Source organism: Streptomyces sp. NPDC096046 (assembly GCF_040303285.1).
Taxonomy (GTDB): Bacteria; Actinomycetota; Actinomycetes; order Streptomycetales; family Streptomycetaceae; genus Streptomyces.
The window spans coordinates 147,922-160,087 of sequence record NZ_JBEOSZ010000009.1 but is presented as its reverse complement, the minus strand read 5'-3'; the positions used below and the strand labels follow the sequence as shown (position 1 = coordinate 160,087).

Annotated in this window: 11 protein-coding genes; 8 read left to right on the top strand and 3 right to left on the bottom strand. The window is 71.6% G+C overall.

The window, feature by feature from the left end:
* Positions 1-152 precede the first annotated feature (152 nt).
* A complete protein-coding gene (locus ABTX62_RS11200) occupies positions 153-1,334 on the top strand; it encodes a MarP family serine protease (RefSeq protein ID WP_352115906.1) in 1,182 nt (393 codons plus the stop codon).
* Positions 1,335-1,568: 234 nt separating this feature from the next.
* Here the strand turns inward: ABTX62_RS11200 and ABTX62_RS11195 are convergent, their stop codons facing one another.
* A complete protein-coding gene (locus ABTX62_RS11195) occupies positions 1,569-2,066 on the bottom strand; it encodes a GNAT family N-acetyltransferase (protein WP_352115905.1) in 498 nt (165 codons plus the stop codon).
* 71 nt (positions 2,067-2,137) lie between these two features.
* On the opposite strand from ABTX62_RS11195, the gene ABTX62_RS11190 reads away from it, so the two are divergent.
* On the top strand, positions 2,138-3,040 hold the full coding sequence (locus tag ABTX62_RS11190; protein ID WP_352115904.1) for a TIGR01777 family oxidoreductase: 903 nt from the start codon (positions 2,138-2,140) through the stop codon (positions 3,038-3,040).
* A gap of 325 nt (positions 3,041-3,365) precedes the next feature.
* Positions 3,366-4,763, top strand: coding sequence for an NAD(P)/FAD-dependent oxidoreductase (locus ABTX62_RS11185; RefSeq protein ID WP_352115903.1), 1,398 nt, complete (start codon positions 3,366-3,368; stop codon positions 4,761-4,763).
* A gap of 259 nt (positions 4,764-5,022) precedes the next feature.
* Here ABTX62_RS11185 and ABTX62_RS11180 read toward each other — a convergent pair whose 3' ends face one another.
* Complete coding sequence (locus ABTX62_RS11180) at positions 5,023-6,501, bottom strand: NsdA family TPR-like regulatory protein (RefSeq protein WP_352115902.1); 1,479 nt, start codon at positions 6,499-6,501, stop codon at positions 5,023-5,025.
* Positions 6,502-6,739: 238 nt separating this feature from the next.
* On the opposite strand from ABTX62_RS11180, the gene lipB reads away from it, so the two are divergent.
* The 4 genes from lipB to ABTX62_RS11160 all read left to right on the top strand — a co-directional run bounded on the left by lipB (position 6,740) and on the right by ABTX62_RS11160 (position 9,873).
* Entirely contained in the window at positions 6,740-7,540 is an 801-nt protein-coding gene (gene lipB, locus ABTX62_RS11175) for a lipoyl(octanoyl) transferase LipB (RefSeq protein WP_352115901.1), read from the top strand.
* Positions 7,541-7,641: 101 nt separating this feature from the next.
* Positions 7,642-8,631 (top strand): lipoyl synthase, encoded by a 990-nt coding sequence (gene lipA, locus ABTX62_RS11170; protein ID WP_352115900.1) that lies wholly within the window; start codon positions 7,642-7,644, stop codon positions 8,629-8,631.
* A 261-nt stretch (positions 8,632-8,892) separates the two neighbouring features.
* On the top strand, positions 8,893-9,096 hold the full coding sequence (locus tag ABTX62_RS11165; RefSeq protein WP_352115899.1) for an SCO2195 family GlnR-regulated protein: 204 nt from the start codon (positions 8,893-8,895) through the stop codon (positions 9,094-9,096).
* A gap of 75 nt (positions 9,097-9,171) precedes the next feature.
* Entirely contained in the window at positions 9,172-9,873 is a 702-nt protein-coding gene (locus ABTX62_RS11160; RefSeq protein WP_283969566.1) for a DUF4191 domain-containing protein, read from the top strand.
* Between the two features lie 119 nt (positions 9,874-9,992).
* Here the strand turns inward: ABTX62_RS11160 and ABTX62_RS11155 are convergent, their stop codons facing one another.
* Positions 9,993-10,460 carry an RDD family protein gene (locus ABTX62_RS11155; RefSeq protein WP_352115898.1) on the bottom strand — a complete coding sequence of 156 codons (468 nt, stop codon included), beginning with the start codon at positions 10,458-10,460 and terminating at the stop codon, positions 9,993-9,995.
* Between the two features lie 210 nt (positions 10,461-10,670).
* On the opposite strand from ABTX62_RS11155, the gene glnA reads away from it, so the two are divergent.
* A complete protein-coding gene (gene glnA, locus ABTX62_RS11150) occupies positions 10,671-12,080 on the top strand; it encodes a type I glutamate--ammonia ligase (RefSeq protein ID WP_283969564.1) in 1,410 nt (469 codons plus the stop codon).
* Positions 12,081-12,166: the final 86 nt, after the last annotated feature.

The following is a 12,166-nucleotide window of genomic DNA, read 5'->3' as shown; positions in this document are numbered from 1 at the left end:
GTGATGTGCCACCCGGTGGAACCATCGTCACGGTCCGCGACGTTTCTCCGTGTGCACGTCCGCGGGCCGATTCCGATCATCCCGTGCGCGTGTGACTGATCACCGGGCCCTCCCCCCGCGTATTAAGGGGTTCCGAGAGAAAGGCGGCGTGCGTGGACCTGCTCGACATCCTGCTGTTGCTGGTCGTTCTGGCCTACGCGGCGTCCGGGTACCGGCGCGGCCTGGTGGCCGGCTGCGTGTCGCTGGCGGGCTTCGTGGGCGGTGCGGTCGTCGGCGTGTGGATCCTGCCGTGGGTCATGGACCTGGTGGAGCCGGGCACCACGCGGGCGACGGTGACGGCGGTGTTCACGGTGCTGCTCCCGGCGGTGGTGGGGCACGAGTTGGCGGGGCGCCTCGCGCTGCGGCTGCGGCGGGAGCTGGACCGGGGACCGCTCAGGGTGGCGGACGGGATCGGCGGGGCCGTGGCCAACTCGGTGGCCGTGCTGATCGTGGCGTGGGTGGTCGCGAGTGTCCTGGGCGTGTCCTCGTCGCCGCTGGTCACCTCGGCGATCCGGGACTCGCGGCTGCTCGGCGCGGTGCAGCGGACGATGCCGGACACGACGCCGGCCTGGTTCTCGGGGGCCACGTCCGCGCTCACGCAGGCGGGCTTCCCGCAGGTCTTCAATCCCTTCGAGAACGAGTCGACGGCCGAGGTCGCCAAGCCCACCGGCGACAGTGTCACGGCCGCCGCCACCGAGGCCGCCAAGCGGAGCACGGTGAAGGTCGAGGGCGTCGCGGGCACTCAGGGCCGCGAGGGCAGCGGGTTCGTGTACGCGCGCGAGCGCGTGATGACCAACGCCCATGTGGTGGCCGGCATCGACGAGCCGACCGTGCAGATCGGCGGTGTCGGGCGGACGTACGAGGCGCGCGTGGTGCTCTTCGACCCGCGGAAGGACGTGGCCGTGCTGTACGTGCCGGGTCTCGAGGCGCCCGTGCTGCGGTTCGACGACGACGCCGAGCGCGGCGACTCCGCGGTCGTCGCGGGCTATCCCCAGGACGGCGACCTGAACCTCCAGGCGGCCACGGTCGCGAACCGGGTGCGGGCGACGGGCCAGAACATCTACAACGACGGGACGGCCACCCGGGAGATCTACTCGATCCGCTCCACGGTCCGCCCGGGCAACTCCGGCGGCCCCCTGCTCACGACGGACGGCCGGGTGTTCGGCGTGGTCTTCGCCCGCTCCACCTCGGACGCCGAGACGGGCTACGTCCTGACGGCGGACGAGGTCGCCTCCGACGCGCGCGACGCCGCGGGCGCCACGGCACCGGTGGACACGGGCGAGCCGGCCGCCTAGACCGTCACGTTCATCCGCCAGCGCGCGAACTCGATGCTGATGCCGAAGCGGGCGGCTACGGCTAGGGGGCTTCTGATGGATCTACGTGGAAGAAGGAGCGGCGTTCGGTGCGTGCGATCGGCGTGCGCCGTGAACGGTCATGTGGCGGAGCCACCTGTCCGTTCACGGCGTGCGGCGAGCGTGCGTGCCGGGCGTCGTGACGCCGCGGAGATCCATCAGAAGCCCCCTAAGTGTTCACAGGAAGCGCCCCATGAACACGTCGTCGACGTACTTCCCGTCGAGCAGGAACTCCTCGGGCAGGATCCCCTCCACCACGAACTCCTGTGCCTCGTAGAGGGCCCGGGCGGGGGTGTTGTGCGCGAGGACTCGCAGGGTGATGCGGCGTGCGCCGCGCCGTCGGGCCTCGTCGGTGGCGGCACGCACCAGCGCCCGCCCGACCCCCCGGCCGCGTGCCTCCTCGGCGACGGCGAGTCCCTGGATCTGCAGGACGTGCCGGTTCGAGTCGAGCGGAGTGGGGCAACCGAGGTGGACATAGCCCGCGAGCCGGTCGCCGAGCTCGGCGACCAGACAGTCACCGGGGTTGTGCCGCTCGCTGAAGAAGGGAGCGTACGGCGGCTGCGGCTCGGGCATCACCGCGTGCAGGTGCGACCAGGTGAGCCGGTCGAGCAGGGCCAGCTCGCCGTCGTCCTCGGGCCGGGCGGCGCGGATGCGCGGTGCGGGGCGCTCGGGCATGGGCGTCACCCTACGGTGAGCGGATCGAGGCCTTGCAAGGGATTTACGGAGCCACCCGGCAGGATGGGTTCATGGAGCGTTCGAGAGTGGCGGTGGCGGGTGCGTCCGGCCTCATCGGCAGTGCCCTGGTGCGGTCCCTGACCGCCGACGGACACGAGGTGCGCCGCCTGGTGCGTGGCACGCCCCGGGCGGCCGGAGAGATCCGCTGGGACTCCGAGGGCGGGCACGTGGACGCGGCCGGGCTCGCCGGGTGCCACGCGGTGGTGAACCTCGCGGGGGCCGGCGTCGGCAACCGGCGCTGGACGGAGGCCTACAAGCGGCGGATCCGCGACAGCCGGGTGAAGGGCACCGCGGCGCTCGCCGAGGCGATCGCCTCGCTGGAGGGCGCGAGCCGGCCGCGGGTCTTCGTGAACGGCAGCGCCATCGGCTACTACGGCGAGACCGGCGAGCGGGCGGTGGACGAGAGCGCGCCCCCGGGAGTGGGTTTCCTGCCCGAGCTGTGCGTGGAGTGGGAGGGGGCCGCCGCACCCGCCCAGGAGGCCGGTGTGCGCACGGTGTTCACACGGACCGGGCTGGTCGTCTCCCGTGCGGGCGGAGCCTGGCAGCGGCTCTTCCCGCTGTTCCGGGCGGGACTGGGCGGACGGATGGGCGACGGGCGGCAGTACTGGTCGTACATCGCCCTGCACGACGAGGTCGCCGCGATCCGGCATCTCATCGACACCGACGGCCTGTCCGGGCCGTTCAACGTCACCGTCCCGAACCCCCTGACGAACGGTGAGATCACGGCGGCGATGGGACGCGTGCTGCATCGCCCGACGCTGTTCGCGGTGCCCGCGCCCGTCCTGCGGAGCGTGCTCGGCGAGATGGCCGGGGACGTCCTCGGCAGCGCCCGGGTGCTGCCCACGCGCCTGCTGGAGTCGGGTTTCCGGTTCGCGTTCCCGGAGATCGAGGGAGCGATCCGGGCGGCGCTCTGACGGCCCCCGGTCAGGTGTTGCGCGGTCCCGCGAGAGGTCCACCGGTCTCCGGGCCCGGCCGCAAGGGGCCCTCGCGACGCGGACCGGCCGTCTGTCCGAGATCCGACCGGCAGGTCCGAGATAGCTCCTCGAGCCGCGCACCAGCCTCCTGCGACCACTTCATGCCCACGAGACATCCGTATGCGACCGCCGTGCGACCGTGCCCTGTTCATGCGCGACTCCCGCTGACCGATCACGGCCCTACCCTCGACCAGAACTCGCGTATCCCTGCGGCCTGTTGAGGGCATGACGTCTCCAGCGCCCGCGCAACCTCGAGGAGGGGCACGTGCTTGAGCCCGCGTACCAGGCGGACGTGGTCGTCGTGGGGGCCGGGGTCGCCGGACTCTCGGCCGCGCACCGGCTGACCCGCGCAGGAGTGACGACCATGGTCCTGGAGGCCGCCCATGGGGTCGGCGGCAGGATGGCGACGGAGAAGGTCGACGGCTTCCGGCTCGACCGGGTCGGCCAGTTGCTGTCGACGGCGTATCCGGAACTACGACGCACGCCGGGTCTCGACGGGCTGGTGCTGCGGCCCTTCGCGCCGGGCGTCCTGCTGCACGGCGACGGACGCCACCACCGGGCCGGCGTCCAGCCGGGCGCGGGGGGCGCACGGGGCGCACTGCACGCGGTGCGCGCCCTGGCGGCTGTTCCCCGGCCGCCGTCCGCGCCCAGGCGGCCGGTGGCCGTGCCCGGACGGCAGGTCTCCGTCCCCCGGAGCCGGTCCGGTGCCCCGCTCGGTACGGCGGTCGACCAGGCCCGGCTGGGTGCCGCCCTGACCCGGCTGGCGGGCACACCCGCCGAACGGCTGCTGGCCCGGCCGGAGTTGCCCGCCGGTGAGGCCCTGGCGGCACGCGGGCTGCCCGCCCGTACGATCGACGGCTTTCTGCGTCCGCTGCTCGCCGCCCTGCTGTGCGACCCGGGCCTGACGACGTCCAGCCGGTGCGCGGACCTCGCGCTGCGTTCCTTCGCCCGGGGCCGGCTGTGCCTGCCGGAGGGCGGTGCCGAGGCCCTGCCGGAGCTGCTCGCGCGCACGCTGCCGCCGGGCACGGTGCACACCGGCGTGCGCGTCACCTCCGTCTCGACGACCTCGGTGACGACCGCCGAGCACGGCGAGATCCGGTGCCGGGCGGTGCTGGTGGCGACGGACGCCCGGGCCGCGGCGGAGCTGTTGCCGGGCCTTCGGGTGCCGGAGTTCCATCCGGTGACGGTGGTGCACCACACGACCGACGAGCCGCCCGAGACGGAGGCGTCGCTGCTGCTCGACGCGGACCTGGGCGGGCCGGTCGCGCATACGGCGGTGATCAGCCGGGTCGATCCGTCCCGGGCGCCGGCGGGACGGGCGCTGGTGTCCTCGACGGTGCTGGGACGGCCGCCGGGGGACGTCGACACGGCGGTGCGGATGCATCTGGCGCGGCTGTACGGGGTGTCGACGGCCCGGTGGGAGACGCTGGCCGTGCACCACACGGCCGAGGCGGTGCCGGCGATGCGGCCGCCGCACGACCTGCGGCGACCGGTGCGCTTGCTTGCGGGCCTGTACGTGTGCGGGGATCACCGGGACACCAGTACGGTCCAGGGTGCTTTGCACTCCGGGCACCGGGCGTCGGCGGCGATTCTGACGGACTTGGGGGCGGGGCGGTCGATGCACGCTGCCGACCCGCTGCCGGCTGTGCCGCGGGCTGCCTAGTGCCGCGGTGGGCGACGTTCGCCCATGGAGGAGCGGCGTCCGGTGCGTGCTCTCGGCCGGCCGGAAGTCCTCGTCCTGGACGTCTTGGGCTTTCGGCCGGTGCGGCGGTGGGGGCCCCTCCCGTTCGAGCGAAGCCGAGAACGGGGGAGCGTGCCGGACGCCGCGACGGGGCGAACGTTGCCTGCCGCGGCACTGGCCGGCACGTCGGGTGCGGGTGCATCGTGGTGGTGCGCGCGGTGCCCCGCGCCCCTGAGCCCTTCTACCCGAGGGCCGCCACCTTGTCCCGGTACGTGCGCACCGGGGCCGCGTCCTTGTACGGCTCCAGCCGCCGCTCGAAGTCCCTCACGTACTCCATCGCCCGTACCGAGCGCATCTCGGCCGCCTGGCCGGCCGCTTCCGCGGCGAGCTGGCAGGCCTGGTCGAGTTCACCGAGGCCCAGGCGGGCGGTGGCCAGGACGATCCGGCAGAAGAGGCGGCTGCGGGCGTAGGACGGGGCCCGGAGCTGCAGGGAACGTTCCGCGTGCTGGGCCGCGGCGCGGAACTGCTGGAGGTCGCGGTGGCAGTGGCCGAACTCGTCGGCGAGTTGTGCCTCGTCGAAGAACCTCGCCCAGTGCGGCACGTCGTCGCCGGGCCGGGCCGTCTCCAGGGCGCGTTCGGCGCGGACCAGGGCCGCGGTGCAGGCCCTGACCTCGCCGAGCACCCCGTGTCCACGCGCCTCGGAGGCGTGCAGCAGGGCCTGGACGACGGGCGGCCCGGAGGTGCCGACGCCCTGCTGCGCCACCCGGGCGAGCTGGACGGCCTCCCGCCCGTGCCCGAGGTAGACGGCCTGGCGGCTCATGGTGACCAGCACATACGCGCCGTACGTCCGGTCCCCGGCCGCCTGGGCGAGCCGCAGCGCCTGCACGAAGTAGCGCTGGGCCAGACCGTGCGCGGCGATGTCGTACGACGTCCAGCCCGCGAGCCGGGTCAGGTCCGCGGCGGCCGCGAACAGCCGGCGGCCGGTCTGCTCCCCGTAGGTGCCGCGCAGCATGGGCTCGCACTCGTGCTCCAGGTAGCGCACGAGGGCCTGGCGGGCGTGGCCGCCGCCGTAGGCGTCGTCGAGGGTGCGGAACAGCTCCCCGACCGAGCGCAGGGCGGCGATGTCGCCGGCGGTGACCTTCTGGCCGGGGCCGCGTTCGGCCTGGCCGCGCTGGCGGGGCAGGGGCGGCACGCCCTGCTCCGGCGTGGCCGTGGGGCGCAGGAGGGGGCGGCCCTGCGCCGGGATGCGGGCGGCGGCCGGCTCGCCCCGGGCGACCTTCTCGTCGGCGCGGCCGATCAGCCAGTCGCGGCTGGGCACCACGAGCCCGGCCGGGGTGAAGGCGATTTTGCGGAGCTCGGCGTGGCTGCCGGAGTCCTTGCGCCACAGCCCGCTGACGATGTCGACGGCCTCCTCGGGGGTGGCGGCGAACTCCAGCCCCGCGTAGACGGGGGCGCAGGCGTCCAGGCCGAGGTCCTGGGCGGTGAGGCGGCGGCCGAGGCGCCGGGTGAAGACCTCGGCGATCAGGGCGGGGGTGGTGCCACGGGGCTGCTGACCGCGCAGCCACCTGGTGACGGAGGTCTTGTCGTATCTGAGGTCGAGCCCGTGTTCAAGACCGAGCTGGTCCACGCGACGGGCGAGTCCCGCGTTGGAGAACCCCGCTTCTGCGATGAGCGCGGCGAGCTGTCGGTTGGGGGTGCGCTGCGCGGGTCGTTCCGTCATCTGCGGTGCGGTCTCCTGCCTTACGGCCTTCGTGAGGTGCGCGGGATTGCCTGTGAGCAGGCCTTATGCCTTGCCGAACGGCGCGAATGTAGCGGAGAGTAAGCACCCCATCACATATTTTGCCGGACATTCATCCGATCGTGTGAGGATTGGTCCCGGGACTGACGCGTCCGGACCGGACGTACAGTGGCTTGGGCGCGATACGTGCCTTACACACCGTCCGAGGGAGGCGCTTGCCGTGAGTGAGTTGCGGTTCGTCCGCATGGGGTTCGGTGACGAGGCCGTCGAGTACCAGGAGGCGTGGGACGAGCAGCGCCGGGTGCACGCGGCGCGCTTCGCGGACGAGGTCCCCGACACCGTACTGCTCCTGGAGCACCCGCCGGTCTACACGGCCGGGCGGCGCACGGCGGACGACGAACGGCCCCTCGACGGCACGCCGGTCATCGACGTGGACCGCGGCGGCAAGATCACCTGGCACGGCCCCGGCCAGCTGGTGGGTTACCCGATCCAGAAGCTCCCGCGCCCGGTCGACGTCGTGGCGCACGTGCGCCGCCTCGAAGAGGCCCTGATCCGCGTCTGCGCCGAGTTCGGCCTGGAGACGAGCCGGGTCGAGGGCCGCAGCGGCGTGTGGATCCTGGGCGACCCGGTCGAGCGGCGCCCCGCGCTCGGCGGACTGTCGCTGGACTTCGACCCCCGGCTGCACGACGAGGAGTTCGACCCGCGCATGAACGGCCCCGAGTACGCGCCGTCCAACGCGGGCCAGCGCCGCGAGGACCGCAAGATCGCCGCGATCGGCATCCGGGTGGCCAAGGGCGTCACGATGCACGGCTTCGCGCTCAACGTGAACCCCGACAACAAGTGGTTCGACCGGATCATCCCGTGCGGCATCCGCGACGCGGGCGTCGCCTCGCTGGCCGGCGAGCTCGGCCGGGACGTGACGATCGAGGAGGTCCTGCCGGTGGTCGAACGCCATCTGCGGGAGGTCCTGGAGCACGCGGAGCCGAAGCCGCGCGAGACCGAGAAGACGCCGGCGGCATAAAACGGCCCGTGGCGGAGCTGGAGGGGTAGCGCCACACAGGCATTCAAATCAACGGGCGTACCCTTGAGGACGCCGAAGAATCAATCGCTAGGGAGCCGGTCGTGTCCGCAGTCGCACCCGACGGACGCAAGATGCTGCGCCTGGAGGTCCGCAACAGCCAGACCCCCATCGAGCGCAAGCCCGAGTGGATCAAGACCCGGGCGAAAATGGGCCCCGAGTACACCGCGATGCAGAAGCTCGTGAAGAGCGAGGGCCTGCACACGGTCTGCCAGGAAGCCGGCTGCCCCAACATCTACGAGTGCTGGGAGGACCGCGAGGCGACCTTCCTCATCGGCGGCGACCAGTGCACCCGGCGCTGTGACTTCTGCCAGATCGACACGGGCAAGCCCGAGGCGCTCGACCGCGACGAGCCCCGCCGCGTCGGCGAGTCCGTGGTCACGATGGACCTGAACTACGCCACGATCACCGGCGTCGCCCGCGACGACCTGGAGGACGGCGGCGCCTGGCTGTACGCCGAGACCGTGCGCCAGATCCACCGGCAGACCGCGGGCCGCGAGGCCGGCCGGACGAAGGTCGAGCTGCTGGCCCCGGACTTCAACGCGATCCCCGAGCAGCTGGCGGAGGTCTTCTCCTCCCGGCCCGAGGTCTTCGCGCACAACGTCGAGACGGTCCCGCGGATCTTCAAGCGCATCCGCCCCGGCTTCCGCTACGAGCGCTCCCTGAAGGTGATCACCGAGGCCCGCGACTACGGGCTGGTCACCAAGTCGAACCTGATCCTCGGCATGGGCGAGACCCGCGAGGAGGTCAGCGACGCGTTGAAGCAGCTGCACGAGGCGGGCTGCGAGCTGGTCACCATCACGCAGTACCTGCGGCCCTCCGTGCGTCATCACCCGGTGGAGCGCTGGGTCAAGCCGCAGGAGTTCGTCGAGTTGAAGGAGGAGGCCGAGCAGATCGGCTTCTCCGGCGTGATGTCCGGGCCGCTGGTGCGCTCCTCGTACCGCGCCGGGCGGCTCTACGGGATGGCCATGGAGCAGCGTCATTCGGCCGCTCCGCGTCGGGAGGACGGGCACGTCGCGGCACAGGCCGTCTGACGGACGTCACCACCCCTGCCCACGCGGGGGCGGGACAAGCGTGTGAATTCGCGCACAAGAGACTACTCGCCGGTAGTGACCGATTTGACGCGGTCCTGACCGTCCTCGCAGATGAGGGCACATGTCAGGACCGCGTCGGCGTTCCACCCCTGCGCGCCGGGGCTTCATGGGTGTTTGACCGGCCGGTCACGCCCTGGTAACACCAATCAGTGACGCTGAACTCACAGCACGTACACCCGTACCCGAGGGGGGACCTCACCCATGCAGGCCGCGCCGCCCGTCCGCGCCACCGCGATTCCGTCCTTCACGACCGCCCTGCGCGCCGTGGAGTCACTGCTGATGAGCAGCGGTCAGCGCACCGCCCGCCGCAACGCCTGGACCTCCGTGCTGGAGGACCGTCGTCGCGCCAAGGACCGGGTCGAGGCGCAGCGCGTCATCGAGCAGTCCCTGTCCGTCCGCCCCTGACCCCCGGCCCTCCTCCGGGCCCCCCGACGGGCACTGCCGTCGTCGGCGCTTGTGGGGCCACGTAGACTTCGTGGCATGGCGAGGAAGGAACCCGCAGCGGACGCTGCGAACCCCGGGCGACTGAAGCAGATCGCTCTGACCTACAAGATGACCCGCAGGGCCGACAAGAAGATCGGTCTTGTACTCGCGGCAGTCGGAATCGTCACCTTCGGTGTCTTCCTCGCGATCGGTTTCTTGATCGGTCACCCCATCTATCTCGGCATCCTGGGCCTCCTGCTCGCCTTCCTCGCGTCGGCGATCGTGTTCGGGCGCCGGGCCGAGCGGGCCGCCTTCGGGCAGATGGAGGGACAGCCCGGTGCCGCCGCGGCGGTGCTGGACAACATCGGCCGTGGCTGGACGACGACCCCGGCGGTGGCGATGAACCGCAACCAGGACGTGGTGCACCGCGCGGTCGGCAAGGCCGGCATCGTGCTGATCGCCGAGGGCAACCCGAACCGGGTGAAGACTCTGGTGGCCGCCGAGAAGCGGAAGATGAACCGCATCGTGGCGGACGTCCCGGTGCACGACCTGCTCGTGGGCACGGGTGAGGGTCAGGTCGAGCTGAAGAAGCTGCGGACCACCATGCTGAAGCTCCCGCGCGTGCTGACCGGCCCGCAGGTGACGTCCACCAACGACCGGCTGCGCGCCCTGGGTGACCTGATGAGCAACATGCCGCTGCCGAAGGGGCCGATGCCGAAGGGCATGCGGCTGCCCAAGGGCGGGCCGAAGGCGCGCTGACACCCCGCACCCGACATGGACGAGGGGCGCCCGGATCGATCCGGGCGCCCCTCGTTCTCGGTTCCTGGCCCCTCGTTCCCGGTTCCTGTCGCGGTCGGGGGTTCCTGTCGCGGTCGGGGTCAGATGCGGATCTCGACCGTGCCCGCCATCCGGTCGTGCAGCCCGCGGCCGTCGCGGTCCCAGATCAGGGCCGGGATCGCGAGGAAGAGCAGGACCGTACGCAGCGCGGCGCGCCACGGGCTGACCCGGCCGGTTTCCAGGGCCAGCACCCGCAGGCCGAGGAGGCGCTTGCCCGGGGTGAAGCCGACCGTGCCGAGCGTGAGGACCATCAGCACGAACATGATGAGCGGCGCCCAGATCTGGGCCGCCTCGTTGTAGCTCTGGGTGACGAGACCGTATGCGATCAGGAGGCACAGGCCCCAGTCGACGGCGAGGGCGACCAGCCGGCGGCCCGGGCGGGCGACCGAACCGGGCCCTTCCTCGGGCAGACCGAGTTGCTCACCCCGGTATCCGAAGTCGACACCGGCCTCTTCCGCGGCCGCGCGGGGCCCGGAAAGCCACGATCCGAGTGCTTGCCTGTTGTCCACCCGTCCACGGTACTGCGCCCGCAAATGCCCAGGGCACGGCGGGGTGTGTCCGGGCTAGGGTGGAGCGGGAGCCGGTTAACTTGTGCGAAACAAATGAGTCACGCCAGAGAAACCACCCGTCCCTAGGGTCGAGGTCAGCGTGTGCCACCCGCACTGGCCGCACGAACGAACTACCACCCCGGCGGGACGGTCGGGAGTAGGAGGAGCTGGATGTTCCAGAACGCCGACGAGGCCAAGAAGTTCATCGCGGACGAGGACGTCAAGTTCATCGACGTCCGCTTCTGCGACCTCCCGGGCGTGATGCAGCACTTCACGGTGCCTGCGGAGGCGTTCGACGCCGACGAGGAGCTGGCCTTCGACGGCTCCTCGATCCGGGGTTTCCAGGCCATTCACGAGTCCGACATGGCGCTGCGCGCGGACCTCACGACCGCCCGGGTCGACCCGTTCCGCCGTGACAAGACGCTGAACATCAACTTCTTCATCCACGACCCGATCACGGGCGAGCAGTACTCCCGTGACCCGCGCAACGTGGCGAAGAAGGCCGAGGCCTACCTCGCCTCGACCGGTATCGCCGACACCGCGTACTTCGGTCCCGAGGCCGAGTTCTACGTCTTCGACTCCGTCCGCTTCGCGACCAGCGCGAACGAGTCCTTCTACCACATCGACTCCGAGGCCGGCGCCTGGAACACCGGCGCCCTGGAGGACAACCGTGGTTACAAGGTCCGCTACAAGGGCGGCTACTTCCCGGTCCCGCCCGTCGACCACTTCGCCGACCTGCGCGCCGAGATCTCCCTGGAGCTGAACCGGGCCGGCCTGCAGGTCGAGCGCCAGCACCACGAGGTGGGCACCGCCGGCCAGGCCGAGATCAACTACAAGTTCAACACGCTGCTCGCCGCGGCCGACGACCTGCAGCTCTTCAAGTACATCGTGAAGAACGTGGCCTGGCGCAACGGCAAGACCGCGACCTTCATGCCGAAGCCGATCTTCGGTGACAACGGCTCGGGCATGCACGTCCACCAGTCGCTGTGGACCGGCGGCCAGCCGCTCTTCTACGACGAGGCCGGTTACGCGGGCCTGTCGGACACCGCCCGCTACTACATCGGCGGCATCCTCAAGCACGCCCCGTCGCTGCTGGCCTTCACCAACCCGACGGTGAACTCGTACCACCGCCTGGTGCCGGGCTTCGAGGCTCCGGTGAACCTGGTGTACTCGCAGCGCAACCGCTCCGCCGCGATGCGTATCCCGATCACGGGCTCGAACCCGAAGGCCAAGCGCGTGGAGTTCCGCGCGCCCGACGCCTCCGGCAACCCGTACCTGGCCTTCTCGGCGCTGCTGCTGGCGGGCCTCGACGGCATCAAGAACAAGATCGAGCCGGCCGAGCCGATCGACAAGGACCTGTACGAGCTGGCTCCCGAGGAGCACGCGAACGTCGCGCAGGTCCCGACCTCCCTCGGCGCGGTCCTGGACCGCCTGGAGGCCGACCACGAGTTCCTGCTCCAGGGCGACGTGTTCACCCCGGACCTGATCGAGACGTGGATCGACTTCAAGCGCGCGAACGAGATCGCGCCGCTGCAGCTGCGTCCGCACCCGCACGAGTTCGAGCTCTACTTCGACGTGTGATCGACGCCTGATCGAGGCATGACGCCCGCGCCCCCGCTGTCCTTTCCGACAGCGGGGGCGCGGGCGTATGTTCTATTCTTGGGTCA